Below are 24,582 nucleotides of genomic sequence, written 5' to 3'. Positions count from 1 at the left end.
TACGACACGACGATGGCCCGGCCGGTATCGGCCGGGCCATCGCCCTTTCCGTGGTCGGTGTCAGACGCGGGGAGCGCTGTGCTCCCGCGCCCAGACCCGCATCAGGTCGCGCACCGAGATCACGCCGGCCACCTCCCGGCCGTCGAGCACCACCAGGTGGCGGAATCCGCCCCGGGCCATGGCCGCGGCCGCCTCCTCCACCGTCCAGTCCGGGCCCGCGTAGACCACGTCCCAGGTCAGGTGCGCTCCGGTGCGTTCGACGTCCGGGTCGAGCCCGGCCCCGATCGCGTTGAGCACGTCGCGTTCGGTCATGATCCCGATCCCCTCGGAATCCGGGTCGATCACGACCGCCGACCCGACCCGGCGGGCCGACATCATCCGGGCCGCCTGGCGGAGCGTGTGCTCCGGGCCGACCACGAGAACCTCGTTGGACATCGCTTCCCGTACCTGCATCACGCATCACCCCTGTGGGACGGCGGCCTCGGTACGGACATGGTGGGCCATCGATGCGGAACGGGACAAGACCGGGCATCGCCACGATCGGCGCGGGATCGCTACTGTCGTGAGGTGCCCACCGAGCCCCTCCGCTGCGCCGGCGCGCTGATCGTGGACGACGACGGCCGCATCTTCATCCAGCGCCGGTCCCCCGCGCGACGCCTCTTCCCCAACTGCTGGGACATCGTCGGCGGCCACCTCGAGCCGGGCGAGGAGGTGCAGGACGCGCTGCGCCGGGAGGTCACCGAGGAGACCGGGTGGACCGTCTCGCACGTGCTCGGCCAGGTCGGCGAATACCGCTACACCGGCGACGACGGGCTGACCCGGGTGGAGACCGACTTCCTGGTGCGGGTGGACGGCGACCTGGGCCGGCCCCGGCTGGAGGAGGGCAAGCACACCGAGTTCCGCTGGCTGGCGGAGCAGGACGTCGACCTGCTCGACGAGCACCGCGACGTCAACGACGGGCTGATCCGGCGGATCGCCGAGAACGGCTTCGCCGCCCTGCGTTCGATCGGTCTGTGAGGGAGACGGTCCCCGGTCGCGGCGCGGCGCGACCTCCGGCGCCACGAGCCGGTTCGGCCGACGGCGTCGAGCTGCCGCCGCACCGGTTCGCGGGGCTGGTCGCGCCGGCCGTCGACCGGACCTTCGTCGCGGGCATGCTCGCCGGCCGCGACGGCGGCGGCGCGGAGCTGAGTTCCCGGTACGGCGGTCCGGCCGCCACCGGCTTCCTGGTGGAGTTCCGCACCCGCCTGGCCGCACCGGGGGGCACGGTGGACGCACCGGGCTTCGCGGCGGTGACCCGCTACCGGGACCCGGCCGCCAGCCGGCGCGCGCTGGACAAGCAGGTCGCGTACGGGATGATCCAGCGCTTCCCGGACGGCGGCTTCTGCGCCACCGAGCGCGGGCTCGCCTTCCTGGCCGAGCTGTTCGGGGTGCACGCCGAGGTGACCGAGGAACTGTGGGCGGGGCACGACGAGCGCGTGGCGCGGCTGGTCACCGCGCTGGGCCGGGTGCTGGCGCACGCGTCCGTCCCGGCCGGGCCCGGCGCCTTCGCGACCATGGCCCCGCCGTACGAGCCGGACGGCACCCCGCCCGGGGTGCTGCTGCTCAACCGGCTGGGCACCCTGCGCTACCACCGTGCCGACGCGCACGCGGCCGCGTGGACCGCCGCCGGGCACACGGCGGCGAGCGTCGTCGAGCTACCGGCCGGGCCGGAGCGGCTCGCGATCGAGCAGGAGACGGACCGCCGGGCGGCCGCGCCGTGGGCCGTGCTCGCCGCCGGGGAACGGCTGGAGCTGCTCGCCGACCTGGCCGCCCTGCCGGGCTGAACACGGCCGCCGGTGGCGCGACGATATCCTCCACCGAGTGGAGCGGAGTCGAGAAGAGGATGGTGCCGGCATGATCGGGATGGTGCTCGCCGCCGGTGCGGGGCGCCGGCTGCGGCCGTATACCGACACCCTGCCCAAGGCCCTGGTGCCGGTCGACGGGGAGACCACCATCCTCGACATCGCGCTGCGCAACCTCGCCGAGGTCGGGCTGACCGAGGTCGTGATCGTGGTCGGCTACGCGGCGGACGCCGTCCGGCAGCGGCAGGCCGCGCTGGAGGAGAAGTACGGCGTCACGATCACCCTCGTGCACAACGACAAGGCCGAGGAGTGGAACAACGCCTACTCGCTCTGGCTGGCCCGGGAGCACTTCTCCCGTGGTGTGCTGCTGGTCAACGGCGACACCGTGCACCCGGTGAGCGTGGAGAAGACCCTGCTGGCCGAGCGGGGCCCGGGCATCCTGCTGGCCATCGACAACATCAAGGCGCTGGCCGAGGAGGAGATGAAGACCACCTTCGACGCGGCCGGCCAGCTCACCCGGATCACCAAGCTCATGGACCCGGGCGAGGCGTACGGCGAGTACATCGGCGCGACGCTGATCGAGCCGCAGGTGGCCGGCGCGCTGGCCGACGCCCTGGAGGCGACCTGGCGGCGTGACCCGAACCTCTACTACGAGGACGGCTACCAGGAGTTCGCCGACCGGGGCGGCGAGGTGCGGGCCGCGCCGATCGGCGACGTCTCCTGGGTCGAGGTCGACAACCACGCCGACCTGGCCCGGGCGCGGGAGATCGCGTGCCGCTACTAGCCCGGACCATCCTCACCCCGCTGCACATCGACGTGCGGCGCGGTGCGGTGGCCGACCTCGCCGCCATCCTGGCCGACGGGCGGATCTCCGCCGGCGGCGACGTGGCGGTGGTGGTCGGCCCGGGGCAGGGCGAGCAGATCGCCGAGCTGCTGCGCCCGTCGCTGCGGTCGGCGGACCTGTTCACGGTGGCCGGAGGCTCCCTGGACGCCGCCGACGACCTGGGCGCGAAGCTGCGCAACCGGTCGTACGACGCGGTGGTGGGCATCGGCGGCGGCAAGACCATCGACGTGGCGAAGTACGCGGCCACCCGGCGCGGCCTGCCCATGGTGACCGTGGCGACGGCACTGGCCAACGACGGCATCGCCTCGCCGGTGGCCAGCCTGGTCACCGAGGGCATCAAGGGTTCCTACGGGGTGCACATCCCGATCGCCGTGATCGTGGACCTGGACTTCGTCGAGGCGGGGCCGGAGCGTCACAACCGGGCCGGCATCGGCGACGTGGTGAGCAACATCAGCGCGCTGGCCGACTGGGAGCTGGCCCGGCAGGTCCGCGGGGAGCCGGTCGACGGGCTGGCCGCCTCGCTGGCCCGGATGGGCGCCGAGGCGGTGCTCGCCCACCGGGGCGACATGACCGACGACGGCTTCGTCACGGTGCTGGCCGAGGCGCTGATCTCCACCGGCCTGGCCATGGCCGTCTGCGGCACCAGCCGCCCGGCCAGCGGCGGCTGCCACGAGATCATGCACGCCGTCGACTCGCTCTACCCGGGCACCGCCTCGCACGGCGAGCTGGCCGGTCTAGGCGCCCTGTTCTGCACCTTCCTCCGGGGGGACGAGCGCCGGCTCACCGAGATGTCGGCCTGCCTGGCCCGGCACGGCCTGCCCCGGCTCCCCGCCGACGTGGGCCTGACCGACGAGCAGTTCGTGGAGGCGGTGCAGTTCGCCCCGGCCACCCGGCCGGACCGCTACACCATCCTCGAACACCTGGCGATGTCGCCTACCGAGACGCGGGAGCGGCTGGCAGACTACGCCGGTGCAATCCGCGACCACGTCGACTGAGCCGTCCCGCCCCTCCGTCGCCGACTTCCACCGGGTCAACCGGGGCGGCGGCCTGTTCAGCGAGTCGATCAGCCAGTGGATCGGCGCGTTCTTCGCGCTGGTCGCCCAGCGGCTGGGGCTGCGCCCGACCGCGCTGACCCTCACCAACCTGGTGCTCGGCCTGGCCGCCTCGGTCACCGTGGTGGCGCTCGCCGACGATGTCGCGGCGGGGTCGGTCCCCGCCTGGGCCGTGGGGCTGGTCGCCCTGGTCGGCTGGCAGATCGCGTACGCGCTGGACTGCGCGGACGGTCAGCTCGCCCGGGTCACCAGGCAGAACAACCCGGCCGGTGCCCGGGTCGACGTGCTCTGCGACGTGGCCGCCCAGATCGCCCTGGTCACCGCGCTCGGGGCGACCGCCGTGGCGCAGCACCCCTCGACGCCCGTGTGGCTGATCGCGGTGTTCGCCGGCACCTGGATGGTCAACCTGGTGACCTCGGTGATGCAGGCCGGCCCGAACGCGGCCAGCATGGTCACCTCGACCTCGCTCCCGGTCCGCCTGGCGAAGCTGGTCCGCGACTACGGCGCCGTGATCTTCCTGGCCGGCCTCGTGCTGACCGTGGCACCCGCCCTGACCCTCTGGGTGATCGTCGCCTTCACGATCGTCAACGGCGGCTTCCTCCTGGCCAGCATCGCCTTCTCCGCCCGCGCCTCCCTCCGCTGAGGCCGCGGCCCGGCACCGGGGTCAGCGGCGCGCGGCGGCGGCCACGTCGGCGTAGATGTCGATGAGGCGCTTCGTCACCACGTCGGGGTGGAAGGTGCGCTCGTAGCGGGTGCGGGCGGCCGGGGCGAGGGTCGCCGCTCCGGCCCGGGCCACCGGGAGCGCGGCGGCCAGCGCGTCGGGATCGGGCGCGACCACCCAGCCGGCCTCGCCGCGCTGCACCCCGGTGGGCAGGGAGACGTGCCCGTCGCCGGGCGCCGCGGTGGCCACCTCGGCGGGGCCGGTGCCGGCCGGCTCCCGGGGAGCGTCCGCGCCGACCAGGTAAGGGATGCCGCCCAGCGCCGTGCCGAGCACGGGCCGGCCGCTGGCCAGCGCCTCGATGATCACGGTGGGCAGCACGTCGTGCCAGGTGGAGGTGGCCAGCACCACGGCGGTGTCGGCCAGCACGGCGCGTACCCCGGCCCGGTCGAGCTGGCCCAGGTAGACGACATCGGGCCGCTCGGCGGCGGCCGCCTCGGCCAGCACGCGCAACTCGCCGTCGCCGGCGATGCGCAGCGGGCCCAGCGACCCCACCGAGTGCCGCCGCCACGCCGTCAGCAGCAGGTCGAGCCCCTTCTCCGGGCTGAGCCGGCCCATGAACAGGAACCCGTCCCCGGGCGGCGCCGGGGTCCCCGGGTCGGGCACCGCGTTCGGCTTGACCACGATCCGGTCGTCCGGGATGCCGTAGTCGCGCAGGTGGTCGGCGACCGCGGTGGTGAGCGCGATGTACCGGTCCACCGACTTCCAGGTCGGGCGGTGCACGGCGAGGGTGGTGGCCATGAGGGCGCTCTGCGCCCGGGAGCCCCGGTAGCAGCGGTGCACGATCGCCGGCACGCCCAGGGCCCGGCCCCGGCAGTCCTGGCAGATCACGCCGTCGCGGAAGTAGAGCCCGGACGAGCAGACCTGGCGGTAGTTGTGCACCGTCTGCACCACCGGCACCCCGCGCTTGTGTGCGGTCCGCACCACCCAGGGCGAGAGCAACGGGTACGGGTTGTGCAGGTGCAGCACGTCCGGGCGGTGCTCGGCGAGCAGGCGGTCCAGGTCGTGCTGGGCCTTCGGGGCCCAGATCGGCGAGATCGGCAGCAGCGCCTTGGCCGGCTTCGACATCGCGGAGATCTCGTCGGAGCTGCGCAGGAACGGCAGCACCTCCACCCCGGCCGCGGTCAGCTGGGCGATCTCCGCGTCGACGATGGTGTTCTCGCCGGAGGGCTGGGCTTCCCGGTACCGGTTGTGCGCCACCACGATTCTCACGGGAAAGAAGGCTACCGTTGTGTCGTGCCTGAACTACCGGAGGTGGAAGCGCTCGCCGGCTACCTGCGCGAGCGGGCGGTCGGCCGGCGGGTCGAGCGGTTCGAGGTGGCCGCGATCAGCGCGCTGAAGACGTACGATCCGCCGCCGAGTGCGGTCGCGGGCCGGGCGGTGACCGGCGCGGGCCGGCACGGGAAGTTCCTCGACGTCCGGTTCGGCGAGGGCCTGCACCTGGTGGTCCACCTGGCCCGGGCGGGCTGGCTGCACTACCGGGAGGCGTTCCCGTCGGCCGCCCCGCTGCGCCCCGGCAAGGGCCCGATCGCCGTGCGGGTACGCCTCGACGACGGCTCCGGCTTCAACCTGACCGAGGCGGGCACGCAGAAGAAGCTGGCCGCGTACCTGGTGACGGACCCGGCGCTGGTGCCGGGGGTGGGCAAGCTGGGTCCGGACGCCCTCGAGGCCGACCTGGCCACGTTCGGCGCCCAACTGCGCAGCCGGCGGGGGCAGGTCAAGGGCGTGCTGACCGACCAGTCGGTGCTGGCCGGCATCGGCAACGCCTACTCGGACGAGATCCTGCACGCGGCGAAGCTGTCCCCGTTCGCGATCACCGACCGGCTGACCGACGACCAGCTCGCCACGCTGCACGCGGCGACGCGCGCGGTGCTCGGCGACGCGGTGCGGCGCTCGATGGGGCAGCGGGCCGCCGAACTGAAGGGCGAGAAGCGCTCCGGGCTCAAGGTGCACGCCCGGAAGGGCCTGCCCTGTCCGGTCTGTGGCGACCTCGTGCGAGAGGTCTCGTTCGCCGATTCCAGCCTTCAGTACTGTCCCACCTGTCAGACCGGCGGCAAGCCGCTGGCTGACCGACGGTTGTCCCGCCTCGTACGGTGAGTAACCACACTCCGCGATTACGGAGAGGAATCGTCCCCGGATCACCGAAGGTCCCACTCCGCACCTCTACCGGGGGCGCGATCCATCGGTATAGTGGCTCGGTCCCCGGCTTCACAACCGACTCGAAGCCGGCCAGATCCCCGCGAGCATCATCGGGCGGCTTCTCCTTCCGGAGCCCGTCCGGGCCGCGCCCGCGTGGGAGACTGGGACGGTGGGCGACCCGGGCCCTCACGGCGAGTGAGGGCACGTGTCATGCGGGAGGACACTGGTTGAGGTGACGACAAGCCTCCAGCGCCCGGTAACCAACACAGGCCGGAGCGAGAGCGTGCGGCACGTCGACAGCTTCGAGATCCAGCCGCCGACTCCGCCGTCGCACAACGGCGTGCCCCGGTCGGCGTGGGCCCGCGCCCGGCGTCGGGTGTCCCGCTGGCACCGCCCCTACATCGCGGTCCTCCTGCTGCTCGACTTCGGCGCGGCGGCGCTGGCCAGCTTCCTGGCCATCCAGATCTTCGACCAGGCGGCATCCGGCTTCTACGGCGTCAAGGAAGACCCGACCTGGTTCTACACCGTCGCCTTCTGCCTGCTGCCGCTCGGCTGGGTGGTCAGCCTGTGGGGCAACCGGGCGTATGACCGCCGTTACCTGGGCCTCGGCCCGGACGAATTCAAGCGGGTGATCCGTGCCGGCGTCGCGGTCGCCGCAACGGTCTCCTTCGTCGCCTTCGCCACCGTGACGCAACTCTCCCGGTGGACGGTCGGCTTCGCCCTGCTGGGCGCGATGCTGCTGATCCTGCTGGGCCGCATGGTGGCCCGGATGGCGCTGCACGCCGTCCGCCGCCGGATCGGCCAGGCCGGGCACCGGATGGTGCTGGTCGGCACCCTGCCGGAGTGCCTGGAGGTCTACACGGCGGTCACCCGCAACCCGGGGGCCGGCCTGGTCCCGGTGGCCATCCACCTCACCGACGGGTACGCCGCCGCCCGCGGCATCGAGACCCCGGTGCCGGTCTACGCCGGCCGGGACGTGCTTGCCCTCGTGCGGGAGGTCGGCGGGGACACCATCGCGGTCTGCGGCTCGGCGAGCGCCGAGCCGGGCGAGCTGCGCCGGATGGCCTGGCAGCTGGAGGGCTCCGGCGTCGACCTGGTGGTCGCGCCGCAGCTCACCGACATCGCCGGCCCGCGGGTGCACATCCGCCCCATCGAGGGCCTGCCGCTGCTGCACGTCGAGGAGCCGACCCTGTCCGGGCCGGCGCTGCTCGCCAAGAACCTGATGGACCGGGTCGCCGCCGGGCTGGGCCTGCTGCTGCTGACCCCGCTCTTCGCCGCGATCGCGATCGCCATCCGGATCTCCGACCGGGGGCCGGTCTTCTTCCGGCAGCCGCGGGTGGGGCACGAGGGGCGCACCTTCCGGGTCTGGAAGTTCCGGACCATGTACGTCGACGCCGAGGAGCGGCTGGCCGGCCTGGTCGACCAGAACGAGACCGACGGCATGCTGTTCAAGATGAAGCAGGACCCCCGGGTCTTCCCGGTGGGTCGCTTCCTGCGCGCCTCCTCGCTGGACGAGCTGCCCCAGCTGATCAACGTGCTGTGGGGCGAGATGTCGCTGGTCGGCCCGCGCCCGCTTCCCGCCGACGACGGTGACTTCCTGGGCGACGTCCGGCGCCGGCTGCTGGTCCGCCCGGGCATGACCGGGCTCTGGCAGGTCTCCGGCCGCTCCGACCTCTCCTGGGACGAGGCGGTCCGGCTCGACCTCTACTACGTCGACAACTGGTCGCTGGCCTACGACCTGAGCATCCTGTGGCGGACCGTCGGGGTGGTGCTCGCCCGCAAGGGCGCGTACTAGCGCTCCGGGCCGCCACCCGTCAGGATCGCGGGCGTGGGTGGCAACCTCTCGGCCGTGTTCGGCGTCGTCTCGCTGGTCACCGCGCTGGCCGCGGCGCTGTGGGCGGTGCTGCGGCTGCGCGCCCGGCGGGGCATCGCCACGGCCACCCAGCGGGCCACCTACGAGGTGCTGCACACCGCCGGGCTGGCCGCCGAGCCGCTACGGGGCGGCCTGAGCGCGGCGGGGGCGGCGAAGGCCGTACGCCATCTGCGGGCCCTCGTGGGCGCGGCCGGGCTGGCCCTCACGGACCGGGAGGCGCTGCTCGCCCTCGACGGGCACGGCGCGCACCACGGCGACCAGTTGCTCGCGGCGGCCCGGCGGGCGGTCGGCACCGGCCGCTCGACGGTGCTGCGCGAGTCGGAGCTGCACTGCGACCTGGTGGACTGCCCGGTCCGGGGCGCGGTGGTGGCCCCGCTGAGCGCCGACGGCCGGGTGGTCGGGGCGCTGGTGGCGGTGGCCGGCGAGCGCCCCGCCCCGGGCCTCGTGCAGGCGACCCTGGAGACCGCGCACTGGGCCGGCGACCAGCTCGCCCTGGCCGAGCTGGACTCCTCCCGGGAGCGCCTGGCCCGGGCCGAGGTACGCGCGCTGCGCGCCCAGATCAGCCCGCACTTCATCTACAACGCCCTGACCGCGATCGGCTCGTTCGTCCGGACCGACCCGGAGCGGGCCCGCGAGCTGATCCTGGAGTTCGCCGAGTTCACCCGCTACTCGTTCCGGGCGCACGGTGAGTTCACCACGCTCGCGGAGGAGCTGCGCTCGATCGACCGCTACCTGACGATCGAGCGGGCCCGGTTCGGCGAGCGGCTCCAGGTGCGCCTCCAGATCGCACCGGAGGTGCTGCCGGTGACCCTGCCGTTCCTCTGCCTCCAGCCGCTGGTGGAGAACGCGGTCCGGCACGGGTTGTCCCGCAAGCCGGGCACCGGCATGGTGAGCATCGAGGCCCGGGACGCGGGCGCCGAGTGCCACATCACGGTGGAGGACGACGGGGTGGGGATGGATCCGACGACGCTGACCGCCGGCATCGCCGAGCTGGCCGGCGCCGGCAGCGACCCGGCCGACGACCCGGGCCAGCACGTCGGCCTATCGAACGTCGACGAGCGGCTCCGGTCGGCCTTCGGGGACCGGTTCGGCCTGGTGGTCGAGACGGGCCTGGGCTCGGGTACGAAGGTCAGCATGCGGGTGCCGAAGTTCCACCCCGGGGTGCGGGCGACCTCATGAACGCGACCGGGTTTCTCCGCGTGCTGGCGGTCGACGACGAGCCGCCGGCCCTGGACGAGTTGGCGTACCACCTGCGGGCCGACCCCCGGGTGGCCCGGCTGCACACGGCCGGCGACGCGACCGAGGCGCTGCGGGTGCTGCGCGACGGCGACGTGGACGTGGTCTTCCTGGACATCCGGATGCCCGGGCTGGACGGCATGGAGCTGGCCCGGGTGCTGCGCCGGTTCGCCCGGCCGCCGGCCATCGTGTTCGTCACCGCCTACGACGACGGCGCGGTGGACGCCTTCGACCTGGGCGCCACGGACTACGTGCGCAAGCCGGTCCGCGCCGACCGGCTGGCCGAGTCCCTGCGCCGGGTGATCGGTTCGCGGGTGGTCCCCTCCCACCCGGCGGCGCTGGCCCGGGCGGAGGAGGACCCGACCATCCCGATCGAGCTGGCCGGGACCACGCGGATGCTGCCGCGCTCGGCGGTGCGCTGGGTGGAGGCGCAGGGCGACTACGCCCGCCTGCACACGGCGGACGGCTCGCACCTGGTCCGGGTCTCGCTGGCCACTCTCGCCGAGCGCTGGGCCGACGCGGGGTTCGTCCGGGTCCACCGGTCCTATCTGGTGCAGCTCAAGCTGATCGCCGAGCTGCGGCTGGTCAATTCCGGCTACGTGGTGGTGATCGACGGGGCGGAGCTGCCGGTGAGCCGCCGGCACACCCGCGAGCTGAAGGACAAGCTGGTCCGCGCGGCCAAGCAGGACTGGAACCGCTGAAAATTTCTCCGCGGCCGGGAATACGTGACCCTTGTCGTACGCTGTACGGGACGCCGTACGACAGATGGAGGCCGCATGCCCGACAGCCGCTACGACGCCGCGACGGAATTCGACCGGCAACTCGACCGCCTCCTCCAGCTCGGCTATCCGGCGCTGGCCGGGCTGACCGAGGACGCCTTCCGCGACCTGCTCACCCCGCTGCGCACGGCGGCCGTCGCCGGGGCGGCCGACCTGGCCGCGCCCACCGACGGGCGGGTGCCCTTCCTCCTGGTGACCACCCGCGAGCTGGTGCCCGTCCAGGAGCGGATCGCGCTCACCACGCTCGCCGGCAAGCGGAAGCCCGGCATCCTCGACCGGAACTTCCCGGCCGACGACCTGCCGGCGTTCGACCCGATCAAGGAGCTGGAGGTGCCGGCCGGGCCCGCGTACCTGCTCTTCGACGTGGACCGGGGCGAGGAGTACCGCAACCTGCCGCCGTCGACCGCGCTGGCGCAGATGACCGAGCGGGGCCGGCTGCCGATCACCATCGACGAGGGTCTCGCCTTCGTCACGCTGCACCCGCCGGCGCTGGCCAGCAACCGGTGCTTCTCGCTGGTCGGCTCCCGCTGCGGGGACAAGCGGGTGCCGGCGCTCTGGATCAGCCAGGGCGCGCCGAAGTTGGGCTGGTGCTGGTTCGGCAACCCGCACACCTGGCTCGGCTCGGCGACCGCCGATCCGGTGCGGGTCGGCCTGACCTGAGCGGGGCGTCGGCGCGGCATTGACCGACGCCAGGTCGCCGAGGTGGCGGTGTCCGGCACCCGCGGATACCGCCACCTCGCTGAGGCGGAGTGGACCAGCCCGTCGTCCACAACGAGGCGGCCGTCATCCACCGGGTTGTCCACAGGAGTGAGGCCTTATCCACAAGTTGTGCACAGGGCCGTCCCCGGCACCCTTGACATTCCCGCTGATCAGGCGAGACTGCCGGGGATGACCGGAGCGGAGGAGCAGGACGTCCCGGGGCGGCCCGAGCGGGCGGCTCCGGTCCCCGCCCCGCGCGCACCGCAGCCGCCCCGGCGGACCCGCGTCGTGCTGGCCGAGGTCACCCGCCCGCGCACCCGCGCCGAGCGCACCCGCTCGGAGCTGACCCAGCAGACCCGGGTCGGCGAGACGCTGGTCCAGGGCCTCATGCGGGCCCAGCTCTCGCTGGCCCTGCGGCTCAGCGTGCTGGTGCTGATCGGGCTGGGCGGCCTGCCCTGGCTCTTCGCCATCGCGCCCTCGGTCGGCCGGGTCACCGTGCTCGGCGTCAACCTGCCCTGGCTGCTGCTCGGGGTGGCCGCCTTCCCGTTCCTCATCGGGGTCGGCTGGGCCTACGTGCGGCTGGCGGAACGCAACGAGCAGGACTTCACCGACCTGGTCCAGCGGCCGGAGCGCTGATGGGCAACGACTACGTGGTCCCCGCGATCGTGGCGGTCACCCTGGTCACCGTCGGGATCGGCTTCTACGGGCTGCGGCTGGCCCGGACCACCTCCGACTTCCTGGTCGCCTCCCGGGCCGTCAGCCCCACCTGGAACGCCGCCGCGATCGGCGGGGAGTACCTGTCGGCGGCGAGCTTCCTCGGCGTGGCCGGGCTGATCCTCAAGTACGGCGTCGACGTGCTCTGGTACCCGGTCGGCTTCGCCGCCGGCTACCTGGCGCTGCTGCTCTTCGTGGCGGCTCCGCTGCGCCGTTCCGGTGCGTTCACGCTGCCCGACTTCTGCGAGGTGCGGCTCGGCTCGCGGCGCCTGCGGAAGCTGGCCACCGTCTTCGTGATCTTCATCGGCTGGCTCTACCTGGTGCCGCAACTCCAGGGGGCCGGGCTGACCCTGGCCACGGTGGCCGGCTCGCCCTATCCGGTTGGTGCGCTGCTGGTGGCCGTGGTGGTGACCGCGAACGTGGCGCTCGGCGGGATGCGGGCCATCACCTTCGTGCAGGCCTTCCAGTACTGGTTGAAGCTCACCGCGCTCGCCGTACCCGCGATCTTCCTGGCGTTGCAGTGGCAGGCCGACGCCCGCCCGGCGGTGACCCCGCCCGACGGGCCGGCGTTCCGGACCGCGACCACCGTCGTGGTCGAGCACCGCGCGACGCTCACGCTGCCCGACGGCGACACCCGGGAGGTACGCCCCGGCGACCGTCTCGACTTCGCGGCCGGCGACCCGGTGCCCGAGGTATCCGGCGCGGCCACCGCCGCCACCGACTGGCTGCTGCCCGACACGGCCGGCGACGACGACCGGGGGCTGTTCGGCACGTACTCGCTGATCCTGGCCACCTTCCTCGGCACCATGGGGCTACCGCACGTGCTGGTGCGCTTCTACACCAACCCCGACGGGGCCGCCGCCCGGCGCACCACCCTGGTGGTGCTGGCCCTGGTCGGCGTCTTCTACCTGCTGCCCACGATCTACGGCGTGCTGGGCCGGATCTACACGCCGCAGTTACTGGTCACCGGGCAGACCGACGCCGTCGTGGTGCTCCTGCCCGGGGCGGCGCTGGGCGACGGCACCACCGGCCGGCTGCTCGCCGCGCTGGTCGCCGCGGGCGCGTTCGCGGCCTTCCTCTCCACCTCCTCCGGCCTGCTGACCAGCGTCGCCGGGGTGATCTCCACCGACGTCCTCGGCCGCGGCTCGGTGCGCGGCTTCCGGCTGGCCACGGTGATCGCCGGTGGGGTGCCGGCGGTGCTCGCGTTGAACGTCTCCGGGCTGGACGTCTCCCAGGTGGTCGGGCTGGCCTTCGCCGTGGCCGCGTCGAGCTTCTGCCCGCTGCTGGTGCTGGGCATCTGGTGGCGCGGCCTGACCGACCTGGGCGCCGCCGCCGGGGTGCTGGTCGGTGGCGGCGCCGCGATCGGCGCGGTGCTGCTCACCGTGCTCGGCCCGCCGCTGTCCGGCTGGCCGGCCACGCTCACCACCCAGCCGGCCGCGTGGACGGTGCCGCTGGCGTTCACCGTGATGGTGGCGGTGTCGATGGCCACCCGGCGGCGGCTGCCCCGGGACGTCGGCGTCACGATGCTCCGCCTGCACACCCCGGAGTCCCTGCGCCTCTAGCGGGACGGCCGTACGGCTGAGGGGGGACGGGAAGATCCTCCTCCGGCCGGATCTTCCACTGGCCGGGGCGGGCTACGGTCGGGGGCATGACCGATCAGCACCCGGCGCTGTCCCTCCGTGGCCTGGCCAAGCGGTTCGACACCAAGGTCGCGGTCGCCGGCGTCGACCTCGACGTGCCGACCGGCTCGTTCTACGGGCTGCTGGGCCCGAACGGGGCCGGCAAGACCACCACCCTCTCCATGGCGGTCGGCCTGCTGCGGCCCGACGCCGGCCAGGCCCGGGTGCTCGGGCACGACGTCTGGGCCGATCCGGTTGGCGCCAAGGGGCTGCTCGGCGTGATGCCCGACGGGGTACGCCTCTTCGACCGCCTCAGCGGCGCCGAGTTGCTGGCCTACCACGGCCTGCTGCGGGGCATGGACCCGGCGGTGGTCGACCAGCGCGCGGCGGAACTGCTCGACGTGCTGGCGCTCTCCGACGCCGGCCGCACCCTGGTGGTCGACTACTCGGCCGGCATGAAGAAGAAGATCGGTCTGGCCTGCGCGCTGCTGCACGGCCCCCGGCTGCTCGTGCTGGACGAGCCGTTCGAGGCGGTCGACCCGGTCTCCGCGGCCCTGATCCGGGACATCCTGCACCGCTACGTCGTGGGCGGCGGCACGGTGATCTTCTCCAGCCACGTCATGGAGGTCGTCGAGCGGCTCTGCTCGCACGTGGCGATCCTGGCCGACGGCCGGATCAAGCGGGTCGGCACGCTCGCCGAGGTCCGCGGCGAGCGGTCGCTGGAGGAGGTCTTCGTCGAGGTGGTCGGCGGGCGGACCGCGACGGGCGAGGAGCTGTCGTGGCTGTCCCGGCGACGCTGACCGCCGCGGAGCGGCCGGCCCGGGCCGTCTCGCCCCGGCACTTCGTCCGGCTCAAGCTGCGGGTGCTGGGCAACAACTTCCGCGGGCAGGGGTGGCGGATCGCGCTGTTCGTGGGCGGCGTGCTGTTCGGGCTCTGGTTCGCCGTCGGCGGCTTCTTCGGACTCGCCGCGCCCGGCCTGGCCGGCGAGTCCCGCTACGCGCTGATGACCGCCGCCTTCGGCGGCGGCCTGCTCACCCTCGGCTGGGTGCTGCTGCCGCTGGTCTTCTTCGGCGTGGACGAGACCCTGGACCCGGCCCGCTTCGCGCTGCTCCCGCTGTCCCGCCGCACCCTGGTCACCGGCCTGTTCGCGGCGGCCCTGGTCAGCGTCCCGGTGCTGTCGACCCTGCTCGCGGTCACCGGGCTGGTGGTCACCGCCGGCGCGCTGGGCGGCTGGCCCGCCGCGCTGGTCGGGCTGCTCGGGGTGCTCCTCGGCGTGCTGCTCTGCGTGGCCGCCGCCCGCGCGGTGACCAGCGCCTTCGCCACCATGCTCCGCTCCCGCCGGGTACGCGACCTGGCCGCCGTGCTGCTGGCGGTGGTCGCCGCCCTGCTCGGCCCGCTGCAGCTGCTGGTGCTCGGGGCGGTCCAGCAGGCCGACTGGGACCGGCTGACCGGGGTGGCCCGGGTGGTCGGCTGGACGCCGTTCGGGGCACCCTGGACCGCCGGCGTCGAGGTGGCCGAGGGGCACGCCGCCGCGGGCGGGCTGAAGCTGCTGATCACCGTGGCGGCGATCGGCGTACTCCTGCTGTGGTGGTCGCGGTCGCTGGAGTCGGCGATGGTGGGCGCGGTGAGTTCCGGGCCGTCCCGGGACCGGCGCGGCACGGTGGCCGGCGCGGCGGTCGGGCAGCTCTTTCCCCGGGCTGTCGGCTGGGCTCGGCGGGACCGGTTCGGCGCGCTGGTGGCGCGGGAGTGCCGCTACTGGTGGCGGGACGCCCGGCGGCGGGCCAACCTGATCACCGTGGCGGTGGTCGGCATCTTCGTGCCGGTGATGGTCAACCTGGGCGGCTCCCGGCTGGCCACCGACGGCGGCGCCGCGTTCGGCGAGGCCACGGCCAACTCGTCCCCGGTGCTGGTCAGCCTCTCGATGGTCTTCGTCGGGGTGCTCGCCTCGGTGACGCTGGCCAACCAGTTCGGTTTCGACGGCAGCGCGTACGCGGCCAACGTGGTGGCCGGCGTGCCGGGGCGGGTCGAGCTGCAGGCGCGGATGGTCGCGTTCTCGCTCTACGTGGTGCCGATCCTCGGCGCGGTCGCCGTGGTGCTGGCCGTCGTGCTCGGGCGGCCCGGCTGGCTGGGCGTGATGGCCGGTGGCCTGCTCGCCGCGTACGGCTGCGGGCTGGCCATCAACGCCACCGTCTCGGTGCTCGGCGCCTACTCGCTGCCGGAGACCAGCAACCCGTTCGCCATGAACACCGGCGCCGGGATGGCGAGGAGCCTGTACGCCCTGGTGTCCATGGTGGCCTCGGCGGCGGCCGCCGTGCCGCTGGTGGTGGCGGCCGCGCTGCTCGGCGACGTCTGGCTCTGGCTGGCCCTGCCGGTCGGCCTGGCGTACGGGCTGGGTGCCGCGCTGCTCGGCGCGTACCTGGCCGGGGACGCGCTGGACCGCCGCCAGCCGGAACTGCTGGCCGCCGTCACCCCGAGGCGCTGATGCCCGTCGTGGAGGCGGTGGCCACCGTTCCGGTCCCCCCGGAGCTGGCCTTCGCGGTGTCGCAGACCGTGGCACCGGTCCGCTACCGCTGGGACCCGTTCGTCCGGGAGCAGCACTTCGTGGACGGGGCGATCCGGCCCGGCCGGGGCGTCCGCACCTTCACCCGGTCCCGGCACGGCCTGGTCATGGTCAGCGAGTACGTCTCCTGGGCGCCGCCCACGAACGTGGGCATGAAGATGGTCCGGGGACCCTGGTTCTTCGAGCGGTTCGGCGGCGGCTGGCGGTTCGCGCCGGGCCCCGAGCCGGGAACGACCCTGGCCACCTGGCGGTACAACTTCCGGTGCCGCCCGGCGTTCCTGCGCCCGGTCGCCGAGCGGATCGGCGTCTGGCTGCTCCGCCGGGACATCCGGCGCCGGATCGCCGGGTACGCCGCGGGCTGCGCCGACCCGGAGGTGCTGGCCGCCGCCCGCCGCTCCCTGCCTCCGGAGCGCCGGCGGTAGCTCTTGGCGACCTGCCGTTCACCTCGAACGGAAAGTCGCCAGGATCGGGGCGCCCGCGCTCACGAAGGCGCGCCAGGCGTCGGGAGTGAACGTGAGAGTCGGGCCGGACGGATCCTTGCTGTCCCGCACCAGCACCACCCCGGGCAGATCGCCCGCCACCTCGACACAGTTGCCGTCATTGTCAGAACGGGTCGACTTGCGCCAGCGGGGCAGGACACTGGTCATGACGTCACCCTCAGCTTGTTGATCACTTCGATGGAGGCGCTCGCACCGAGCGACTCGGCGAGGAGACGCTCCCACTTCCGCTGCACCCAGCTTATCCATTCCGGATAGTCCGCGATCTGGCCGCGAGCGGCGTTGTCGAGGCAGAGCAGACGATCGTCGCCAGGTAGCTGTGCGAGCGCGAATCCGCCTCCCATTGAGGGGTGCGCACCGACCTCCAACGGAAGGATGTGCAGCCGCACCTGCGGCAGCTCGGCTGATTCCAGCAGGTGGCCAAGCTGGCGGTCCATCACGGCCGGGCCGCCGACTCGGCGCTGCAAGGCGCTTTCATCGATGACAAAGACGCACTCGGGTGCATCATCCCGGTGGAACAACCTCTGCCGGCTCATCCGGAAGCTCACGAGCTCCTCGACTCGATCACTGTTGTACAGGCCGCCCGCCGAGAAGACCGCTCGCGCGTACTCCTCGGTCTGCAGTAGGCCAGGGACCAGGCATGGCTCGAAGTTGCACAACCGGTTGGCACGTTGCTCGTAGCCGGGCCAGGGCTCGAACGACGTTGGCCCACTCCTTTCCTCGTCCTTTTTGATCAGGCTGGCGAGGAGGCCGCCCGTGCCGAGGGCCTGGTCGGCGGCGACAGCGAACTCCATGGTCGGCCGGCGCCGCCCGGTCTCGATTGCGGCCACCGTCGACGGGCTCCACTTGATCAGCGCGGCCAGCCCTTCCTGGGAGACGTCCGCACCCGACCGGGCGGCCTTGAGCGCCCGGATCCACATCTCGATGTCCATCCCTTACGTCCCCGGTAAGTACGTGACTGCGCTGCGTAGTAAGCCCTGGCATCCTCCCGCGCCGATCCCGCCGAGTCCAGGGTGGAGATACGCGGCCCGGCCGGTGGAGGCGACGACCCGGCGGCCGGTCCTGCGGCAGGTCGCCCCGGCCATCCCCCGGCCGGGGCGACCCTCATCCGGGGAGGCGCTGATGGGGAACGACCGCAGGGATCTTGGACGGAAACGGCCCCCAGAGGGGCTCAATTCGTCCAAGATCTGGAAGAGGCCGCGCCCGGCGCACGTACCGATGCGGCCCCTGTGGCGGTGTCGGGCGTGCGGGGCGCACTGGCCCTGCCAGCCGGCACGGCTCACGCTGCTGGCGGAGTACCGGACCGACCGGACCGCGCTGCTGCTCTACCTGGGTCGGCTGATGGCGGAGGCCGGCGAGCAGCTTTCCGGTGGCCGCGACCTGCACGACCGCTTCCTGGGGTGGGCGCGGGGGCGGGGCGGCACAATGTTTCACGTGAATCATGAGCCGGGCGCCGAGATCCACCACACCGACCCGTTCGCCGTGCCGGCCGGGCAGCGCTCCCCGGTCCGCCGCCTGCGGGGCCGGCTGGCTGCCCCGGTGACGCTCTGGACCGCGCCCGGCCCGGCCGGGCTGACCGTCTCGTCCACCCTGGTGGCCGAGGGGGAGCCGGACCGGCTGCTCGGGCTCGTCGACCCGGAGTCGGACCTGTGGGCGGCGGTCGAGGAGGCGGGCCGGTTCGCGGTCGCACCGCTCGGCCCGCAGCACCGCCAGCTCGCCGACCGGTTCGCCGGCCTCTTCCCGTCCCCGGGCGGGCTCTTCGCCCTCGACTCCTGGACCGAGACCCCCTACGGGCCGGTGCCCGCCGACGCCGGCGGGTGGGCCGGCTGCCGGCTCGACACCGCCCGGGAGTACGGCTGGGGCCTGCTGGTCGAGGCCACCGTCGAGACGGTCGACCTGGCCGAGGAGACCACGCCGCTGCTGCACTACCGGGGCCGTTACCGCGGGCTGACCGACTGACCACCGACCGGTGAGCGGAGTGACCTGGGTCACTCGGCGCAGCCGGAGTGCCGTTCGGCGCAACCGTCGACCACGGCCGATCCGAGCCTTCCCCGGCGGGGAGCGCGCTCTCTACCGTGCGCGAAAACTCCCCACGCCTGCGAAGGTGGTGATCCACAGATGTCCACGGACACACCCGCGTCCGCACCCGCCGAGTCGGCGGCGGAACGGTACCTCGCCGTCCAGCGGTCGGACGAGTTCGCCGGGTTGCGGCGCGCGCTGCGCGGCTTCGTCTTCCCGATGACCGTCGCGTTCTTCCTGTGGTACGCGCTCTACGTCATCCTCTCCGCGTACGCGCGGGGCTTCATGGGGACGAAGCTGGTCGGCAACATCAACGTCGCCCTGGTCTTCGGCCTGCTCCAGTTCGTCTCCACGTTCGTCATCGCCTGGCTCTACTCGCGGTTCGCCGACCGGAAGATCGACCCGGTCGCCGACCGGATCCGCGCCGAGATGGGGGAGGTGACCCATGAGCACGGTCCTCGCGGCTGAGGCGGGCGACACCACCGCCCGCAACCTCACCATCACGCTCTTCCTGGTCTTCGTGGCCATCACGCTGGCCATCACGGTCTGGGCCAGCCGGCAGACCAAGACCGCCACCGACTTCTACGCCGGCGGCCGGTCCTTCTCCGGTTTCCAGAACGGCATGGCCATCGGCGGCGACTACATGTCGGCGGCGTCCTTCCTGGGCATCGCCGGCCTCATCGCCCTGTACGGCTACGACGGCTTCCTCTACTCGATCGGCTTCCTGGTCGCCTGGCTGGTGGCCCTGCTGCTCGTCGCCGAACTGCTGCGCAACTCCGGCCGGTACACGATGGCCGACGTGCTGGCGTTCCGGATGCGCCAGCGCCCGGTCCGGACCGCGGCCGCGGTCTCCACCATCACGGTGTCGATCTTCTACCTGCTGGCCCAGATGGTCGGCGCGGGCGCGCTGGTCGCCCTGCTGCTCGGCATCAAGCCGGGCACGACCTTCCTCGGCATGGACGCGGACACCGCCAAGGTGGCCACGATCATCCTGGTCGGCGCCCTGATGATCATCTACGTCACGGTCGGCGGGATGAAGGGCACGACGTACGTCCAGATCGTCAAGGCGTTCCTGCTGATGACCGGCGCGATCGTCATGACCCTGCTGGTGCTGGCGCACTACAAGTTCAACCTGTCGTCGCTGCTCGGTGACGCCGCCGAGCAGTCCGGCAAGGGCGCGGCCTTCCTCGAACCCGGGTTGCGCTACGGCGTGGAGACACCGGGCGACGCGCTGAAGACCTTCTACAGCAAGATGGACCTGCTCTCGCTGGGCATCGCGCTGGTGCTCGGCACCGCCGGCCTGCCGCACATCCTGATCCGCTTCTACACCGTGCCGACCGCGAGGGCGGCCCGGAAGAGCGTGCTCTGGGCGATCGGCATCATCGGCACCTTCTACCTGCTCACCCTCGCCCTCGGCTTCGGTGCGGCGGCGCTGGTCGGTGGCCAGGCGATCACCGCGCAGGACAAGGCCGGCAACACGGCCGCTCCGCAGCTCGCCGAGGCGCTCGGCATCGACTTCCTCGGCGGGGACCTGGGCGGGGCGACGCTGCTCGCGATCATCGCGGCGGTCGCCTTCGCCACGATCCTGGCGGTGGTCGCCGGGCTCACCCTGGCGTCGTCGTCCAGCCTGGCGCACGACTTCTACGCCAACGTGGTGAAGAACGGCCAGGCGTCCGAGCGGCAGGAGGTGAACGTCGCCCGGATCTCCGCCCTGGTGATCGGCGCGATCTCCATCGTGCTGTCGATCTTCGCGCAGAGCCTGAACGTGGCGTTCCTGGTGGCGCTGGCCTTCGCCGTCGCCGCCTCCGGCAACCTGCCGGCGATCCTCTACAGCCTGTTCTGGAAGCGGTTCAACACCTCCGGAGCGGTGTGGGCCATCTACGGCGGCCTGCTCGCCGCCGTGGTGCTGGTCTTCTTCTCCCCGGTGGTCTCCGGGGCGCCGACGGCCATGTTCCCCGACCACGACTGGCACTGGTTCCCGCTGTCGAACCCGGGCATCATCTCGATCCCGATCGGCTTCCTCTGCGGCTGGATCGGCACCCTGGTGTCGAAGGAGCACGACGAGGACAAGTACGCCGAGCTGGAGGTGCGCTCGCTCACCGGCGCGGGCGCGCACTGACCGACACCCCCCACCCGGTGGGCCGGAGCCGCAGGCGGCTCCGGCCCACCGGCTTGAGTAGGCTGGCCGGCATGAAGGTCGCTCCCCGCTTCGGCTCCGGACATCGCATCCTCGTCACCGGCGGCGCCGGGTTCGTCCCGTCCCACCTGGTCGACCGGCTCATCGAGCGCGGCTGCACGGTCGTGGTGCTGGACAACTTCGTCACCGGCTCCAAGGACAACATCGCGCACCTCCTCGAGAGGCCGACCTTCACGCTGGTCGAGGCGGACATCTCCGAGGGGCTGCCCACGGACCACCCGGCGATGGCCGAGCGGTTCGACGCGATCCTGCACATGGCCTCCCCGGCGAGCCCCACCGACTTCGAGAAGCTGCCGGTGGAGATTTTGCGGGTCGGCTCGGTGGCCACCCTGCACCTGCTGGAGCGGGCCACCGCCGACGGCGCCCGGTTCCTGATGGCCTCCACCTCCGAGGCGTACGGGGACCCGAAGGAGCACCCGCAGCGCGAGACGTACTGGGGCAACGTCAACCCCATCGGCATCCGGAGCGTCTACGACGAGGCCAAGCGCTTCTCGGAGGCGGCCACCATGGCCTACCACCGCAGCCGGGGCACCGACACCGCGATCGTCCGGATCTTCAACACGTACGGCCCGCGGATGCGGCCGGACGACGGCCGGGCCATCCCGACCTTCGTCTCCCAGGCGCTGCGCGGCGAGCCGATCACCGTGCACGGCACCGGCAACCAGACCCGGTCGATCTGCTACGTCGACGACCTGGTGCGCGGCATCCTGCTGCTGCTCGACTCGACCGAGACCGGCCCGATCAACTGCGGCACCGAGCACGAGATGTCGATGCGGCAACTGGCCGAGACGATCGTGTCACTCACCGGAAGCAGCTCCGAGGTGAGCTACATCACCCGCGCGGCGGACGATCCGGAGAAGCGGCGGCCCGATCTCACCCTCGCCCGTGAGCTGCTGGGATACGAACCCACCGTCACGCCCGAAGACGGCCTCCGACGCACGATCGAGTACTTCCGCGGCCGGCTAGGGTACTGACTCCCCCTGGGAGGAGGCTGACACCCGGCTGCGCCTCAGGGCGACGGTGGCTCGCCCGACCTACCCTCGGTTACATGTCAGCGACCCCGTCTGCCGGCGTCCCGTTCCCCGCACCCCTGAGCCGGAGCGCGGGCCGCGCCCAGGTGCCCGGCTCCGGCCGGGGCACCACCGGGCGTGTCCGCGCGACCGATTCGCGCTGGTACCCCTCGGCCGACGAGCCGCGCCCGGGCGGTCCCGGCGGTCCGGGCGGACCGACCGGACCGGACGGGCCGGGCGGCGGCTCCGGCGGCCCGGGCCGGCGGGGCCCGCGACCGCGCTGGGGACGCATCGGCCTGGTGGCCGGTGTCGCGGTGCTGGTGCTCGCGCTGCTCGGCGGCGCGGGCGCCTGGCTCTACGCCCGCAACCTCAACGGCGACCTGGCCCGGACCGACCCCTTCTCCCAGATCACCGGGGGCCGGCCGGCCAAGCAGGTCGACGGCGCGTTGAACATCCTGCTGGTCGGCAGCGACTCGCGGGACCCGGACGCCGAGGTCGACGCCGCCGGCAAGTGGCGGGCGGACACGCTGATCGTCATGCACATCCCGGCCGACCACAAGCAGGCCTACCTGGTCTCCATCCCGCGCGACCTCTACGTGCCGATCCCGGAGAGCGCGGGCGCGTCCTGCGACTCGGGCTCGCGCAACAAGATCAACGCGGCCTTCGCGTTCGGCGGCCTGCCGCTCGCCGTGAAGACGGTGGAGTGCTTCAGCGACGTCCGGATCGACCACGTCATGGCCATCGACTTCGCCGGCTTCAAGGAGGTCACCGACGCCCTCGGCGGGGTGGACCTCAAGGTGGAGCGGACGATCACCTCCATCCACAAGCCGTACCGGACGTTCACCAAGGGCGTGAACCACATGAACGGCGCCGAGGCCCTGGACTGGGTCCGGCAGCGCAAGCAGTTCCCCGACGGCGACTTCGCCCGGATGCGTCACCAGCAGGAGTTCCTCAAGGCGCTGATGGACAAGGCGGCCAGCACGGGGACATTGACCAACCCCAAGAAGCTCAACGATTTCCTCAAGGCGGTCACCGCCGCCGTCACGGTCGACCAGGGATTCTCGTTGACCGACATGGCACTGCAGTTCCGGAGCCTGCGCGGGGAGAACCTGACCTTCGTCACCAGCCCGAACCTCGGCGGCCAGACCATCGACGGCCAGTCGGTGGTGGTCTCCGACCGGGAGAAGGCGCTGGCCATGTACAAGGCCATCGCCGCGGACACGATGGCCGACTGGGTGAAGGCCAACCAGAAGACGGACAGCGACGGGAGCGGCGGCTGACGCCGGCCCGGCGCGGCAACGTATTCCGGTCGGCGGTCAAGGCTCGTCCCACGGTGGGCCAACCGCCGACCGGATCTTTTCAATTGGCCGTTCGGGCACAACCCTGCGCCATTGGCCGAGATTGACGGGAATAGCCCTCGCACGAGGTCGCGAGAACGGGAACAGATACGTACAGTGGTCCCGCCCCCGATCACCGAGCTGGAGCACGCATGCCGGTCCAGACCAGCCGTCGCCCTCAGTCACTGGAGCCCGGATCACCCGGGCGGGTTCCCCCGATCATCCCCACGCAGCCCGGCCACGGCGGCCGCGGGCCCGGCGGCGGGAAGAAGCGCACCAAGCGCAAGGACCCGCTCTGGGCCAAGCTCACCGTGATCTTCGGCGCCGTGCTCATGATGACCAGCGGCGTCGCGATCGTCGGCAGCAAGGCGGTCATCGGCCAGGCCACCAGCAGCATCGACCAGGGCAACCTGCTCGGCGAGGCGGGCAAGACCGAGGCCGAGGGCGGCAACAGCCTCGAAGGCCCGATCGACATGCTGCTGCTCGGCGTGGACGCCCGGCAGCGTTGGGCCGCCGACGACGTCCGGTCGGACACGATCATCATCCTGCACATCCCGGCCACCCACGACCAGGCCTACCTGATCTCCATTCCCCGGGACACGGAGGCGCAGATCCCGTCGTTCGAGAAGAGCGGCTACCGGGGCGGCACCGACAAGATCAACGCCGCGTTCTTCCACGGGGCGCAGAACGGTGGCGGCTGGGAGGGCGGCGCCCAGCTGATGGCCAAGACCATCAAGTCGATGACCGGGATCAGCTTCGACGGCGCCGCGATCATCAACTTCGGCGGCTTCAAGAACGTGATCGACGCCCTCGGCACGGTGCGCATCTGCGTGAGCCACGAGGTCAAGTCGCACCACATGATGATGGTCGACGGCAAGCCCATGTGGAACGCCGACGCCAAGAAGACCGGCAAGCCGATGACCCCCGTGGTGCACAAGAAGGGCTGCAAGGAGATGGAGGGCTGGGAGGCCCTCGACTTCGCCCGCCAGCGCTACGGCCTGCCGAACAGCGACTACGACCGCCAGCAGAACCAGCAGCAGCTGATCAAGGCGATGGCCAAGAAGGCCACCGACAAGGGCATGCTGACCAATCCGATCAAGCTGAACGCGCTGATCAAGGCGGCCGGCAAGGCCTTCATCCTGGACACCGGCGGCGTGCCGATCGCGAACTTCATCTTCACGCTCAAGGGCGTCAGCGGGAACGACCTGGTCACCCTCCGGACGAACGGCGGCACCTACAGCACCGCCGGCAACGGCCGGGAGAAGTTCAACGACACGACCATGCAGATGTTCCAGGCGGTCAAGAACGACAAGCTCGCGGACTTTGTGGTCTCGAACCCGACCGTCCTGTCCACCCGCAAATGACCTGGTGACCGGCCGGTAGCCGCCGCGAAAGCGGCACCGCCGGGAGCTTCCCCCCGTAGCCTGACGTGAGCGGGTCTCATGTCG

General features: G+C 72.5%; 25 protein-coding genes. 21 read left to right on the top strand and 4 right to left on the bottom strand.

Going from position 1 to position 24,582, the window contains the following annotated elements:
• Positions 1-60: 60 nt before the first annotated feature.
• Positions 61-453, bottom strand: a complete 393-nt coding sequence (locus GA0070214_RS19045) for a CBS domain-containing protein (protein WP_091265300.1) — start codon at positions 451-453, stop codon at positions 61-63.
• A 114-nt stretch (positions 454-567) separates the two neighbouring features.
• On the opposite strand from GA0070214_RS19045, the gene GA0070214_RS19040 reads away from it, so the two are divergent.
• The 5 genes from GA0070214_RS19040 to GA0070214_RS19020 all read left to right on the top strand — a co-directional run bounded on the left by GA0070214_RS19040 (position 568) and on the right by GA0070214_RS19020 (position 4,380).
• Positions 568-1,017: an NUDIX domain-containing protein gene (locus GA0070214_RS19040; RefSeq protein WP_167364289.1), complete on the top strand. Its 450-nt coding sequence runs from the start codon at positions 568-570 to the stop codon at positions 1,015-1,017.
• A complete protein-coding gene (locus GA0070214_RS19035) occupies positions 1,014-1,823 on the top strand; it encodes a hypothetical protein (protein WP_244167758.1) in 810 nt (269 codons plus the stop codon). Before GA0070214_RS19040 ends, GA0070214_RS19035 begins: the two co-directional genes overlap by 4 nt.
• Before the next feature lie 70 nt (positions 1,824-1,893).
• Positions 1,894-2,625, top strand: a complete 732-nt coding sequence (locus GA0070214_RS19030; RefSeq protein ID WP_091265297.1) for a phosphocholine cytidylyltransferase family protein — start codon at positions 1,894-1,896, stop codon at positions 2,623-2,625.
• On the top strand, positions 2,613-3,680 hold the full coding sequence (locus GA0070214_RS19025) for an iron-containing alcohol dehydrogenase family protein (RefSeq protein ID WP_091265294.1): 1,068 nt from the start codon (positions 2,613-2,615) through the stop codon (positions 3,678-3,680). The genes GA0070214_RS19030 and GA0070214_RS19025 overlap by 13 nt, the downstream gene beginning before the upstream one ends.
• Positions 3,655-4,380 (top strand): CDP-alcohol phosphatidyltransferase family protein, encoded by a 726-nt coding sequence (locus tag GA0070214_RS19020; RefSeq protein WP_091265290.1) that lies wholly within the window; start codon positions 3,655-3,657, stop codon positions 4,378-4,380. Before GA0070214_RS19025 ends, GA0070214_RS19020 begins: the two co-directional genes overlap by 26 nt.
• Positions 4,381-4,401: 21 nt before the next feature.
• On the opposite strand, the gene GA0070214_RS19015 is transcribed toward GA0070214_RS19020, so the two are convergent.
• On the bottom strand, positions 4,402-5,667 hold the full coding sequence (locus GA0070214_RS19015; protein WP_091265285.1) for a glycosyltransferase family 4 protein: 1,266 nt from the start codon (positions 5,665-5,667) through the stop codon (positions 4,402-4,404).
• A 24-nt stretch (positions 5,668-5,691) separates the two neighbouring features.
• Between GA0070214_RS19015 and GA0070214_RS19010 the strand changes: the two genes are divergently transcribed.
• The 10 genes from GA0070214_RS19010 (at position 5,692) to GA0070214_RS18965 (ending at position 16,496) form a co-directional block, all read left to right on the top strand.
• Complete coding sequence (locus tag GA0070214_RS19010) at positions 5,692-6,552, top strand: Fpg/Nei family DNA glycosylase (protein WP_091265281.1); 861 nt, start codon at positions 5,692-5,694, stop codon at positions 6,550-6,552.
• Positions 6,553-6,877: 325 nt separating this feature from the next.
• Positions 6,878-8,389: a sugar transferase gene (locus GA0070214_RS19005; RefSeq protein ID WP_091265278.1), complete on the top strand. Its 1,512-nt coding sequence runs from the start codon at positions 6,878-6,880 to the stop codon at positions 8,387-8,389.
• A gap of 33 nt (positions 8,390-8,422) precedes the next feature.
• A complete protein-coding gene (locus GA0070214_RS19000) occupies positions 8,423-9,646 on the top strand; it encodes a sensor histidine kinase (protein WP_091265275.1) in 1,224 nt (407 codons plus the stop codon).
• Positions 9,643-10,404: a LytR/AlgR family response regulator transcription factor gene (locus tag GA0070214_RS18995; RefSeq protein WP_091265272.1), complete on the top strand. Its 762-nt coding sequence runs from the start codon at positions 9,643-9,645 to the stop codon at positions 10,402-10,404. Before GA0070214_RS19000 ends, GA0070214_RS18995 begins: the two co-directional genes overlap by 4 nt.
• A 75-nt stretch (positions 10,405-10,479) precedes the next feature.
• On the top strand, positions 10,480-11,142 hold the full coding sequence (locus tag GA0070214_RS18990; RefSeq protein ID WP_091265268.1) for a DUF5701 family protein: 663 nt from the start codon (positions 10,480-10,482) through the stop codon (positions 11,140-11,142).
• A 228-nt stretch (positions 11,143-11,370) separates the two neighbouring features.
• Positions 11,371-11,817: a DUF485 domain-containing protein gene (locus GA0070214_RS18985; RefSeq protein ID WP_091265265.1), complete on the top strand. Its 447-nt coding sequence runs from the start codon at positions 11,371-11,373 to the stop codon at positions 11,815-11,817.
• A complete protein-coding gene (locus GA0070214_RS18980; RefSeq protein WP_091265261.1) occupies positions 11,817-13,457 on the top strand; it encodes a sodium/solute symporter in 1,641 nt (546 codons plus the stop codon). The genes GA0070214_RS18985 and GA0070214_RS18980 overlap by 1 nt, the downstream gene beginning before the upstream one ends.
• Before the next feature lie 86 nt (positions 13,458-13,543).
• On the top strand, positions 13,544-14,314 hold the full coding sequence (locus tag GA0070214_RS18975) for an ABC transporter ATP-binding protein (RefSeq protein WP_091265257.1): 771 nt from the start codon (positions 13,544-13,546) through the stop codon (positions 14,312-14,314).
• Positions 14,293-15,996, top strand: coding sequence for an ABC transporter permease (locus tag GA0070214_RS18970; protein ID WP_091265253.1), 1,704 nt, complete (start codon positions 14,293-14,295; stop codon positions 15,994-15,996). Before GA0070214_RS18975 ends, GA0070214_RS18970 begins: the two co-directional genes overlap by 22 nt.
• Positions 15,996-16,496 carry an SRPBCC family protein gene (locus GA0070214_RS18965; protein WP_091265249.1) on the top strand — a complete coding sequence of 167 codons (501 nt, stop codon included), beginning with the start codon at positions 15,996-15,998 and terminating at the stop codon, positions 16,494-16,496. Before GA0070214_RS18970 ends, GA0070214_RS18965 begins: the two co-directional genes overlap by 1 nt.
• Before the next feature lie 18 nt (positions 16,497-16,514).
• On the opposite strand, the gene GA0070214_RS18960 is transcribed toward GA0070214_RS18965, so the two are convergent.
• A complete protein-coding gene (locus tag GA0070214_RS18960) occupies positions 16,515-16,721 on the bottom strand; it encodes a DUF397 domain-containing protein (protein ID WP_091265246.1) in 207 nt (68 codons plus the stop codon).
• Entirely contained in the window at positions 16,718-17,503 is a 786-nt protein-coding gene (locus tag GA0070214_RS18955; protein ID WP_091265243.1) for a helix-turn-helix domain-containing protein, read from the bottom strand. Before GA0070214_RS18955 ends, GA0070214_RS18960 begins: the two co-directional genes overlap by 4 nt.
• A gap of 409 nt (positions 17,504-17,912) precedes the next feature.
• On the opposite strand from GA0070214_RS18955, the gene GA0070214_RS18950 reads away from it, so the two are divergent.
• The 6 genes from GA0070214_RS18950 (at position 17,913) to GA0070214_RS18925 (ending at position 24,498) form a co-directional block, all read left to right on the top strand.
• Positions 17,913-18,530, top strand: coding sequence for a flavin reductase family protein (locus tag GA0070214_RS18950; protein WP_377463002.1), 618 nt, complete (start codon positions 17,913-17,915; stop codon positions 18,528-18,530).
• A gap of 159 nt (positions 18,531-18,689) precedes the next feature.
• Complete coding sequence (locus tag GA0070214_RS18945) at positions 18,690-19,058, top strand: DUF485 domain-containing protein (protein WP_091265236.1); 369 nt, start codon at positions 18,690-18,692, stop codon at positions 19,056-19,058.
• The gene (locus tag GA0070214_RS18940; RefSeq protein ID WP_091265233.1) at positions 19,036-20,709 is read left to right on the top strand and encodes a solute symporter family protein; all 1,674 of its coding nucleotides are present in this window, start codon (positions 19,036-19,038) and stop codon (positions 20,707-20,709) included. The genes GA0070214_RS18945 and GA0070214_RS18940 overlap by 23 nt, the downstream gene beginning before the upstream one ends.
• A 71-nt stretch (positions 20,710-20,780) precedes the next feature.
• Positions 20,781-21,761: an NAD-dependent epimerase/dehydratase family protein gene (locus tag GA0070214_RS18935; RefSeq protein WP_091265229.1), complete on the top strand. Its 981-nt coding sequence runs from the start codon at positions 20,781-20,783 to the stop codon at positions 21,759-21,761.
• A 74-nt stretch (positions 21,762-21,835) separates the two neighbouring features.
• On the top strand, positions 21,836-23,077 hold the full coding sequence (locus GA0070214_RS18930; protein ID WP_091265226.1) for an LCP family protein: 1,242 nt from the start codon (positions 21,836-21,838) through the stop codon (positions 23,075-23,077).
• A gap of 209 nt (positions 23,078-23,286) precedes the next feature.
• Complete coding sequence (locus GA0070214_RS18925) at positions 23,287-24,498, top strand: LCP family protein (RefSeq protein WP_091265222.1); 1,212 nt, start codon at positions 23,287-23,289, stop codon at positions 24,496-24,498.
• Positions 24,499-24,582: the final 84 nt, after the last annotated feature.

The sequence above is a fragment of the Micromonospora chaiyaphumensis genome, assembly GCF_900091435.1.
GTDB classification, from domain to species: Bacteria; Actinomycetota; Actinomycetes; order Mycobacteriales; family Micromonosporaceae; genus Micromonospora; species Micromonospora chaiyaphumensis.
Note: the sequence above shows the minus strand (reverse complement) of the source record. Positions and strands in the feature narration are given on the sequence as shown.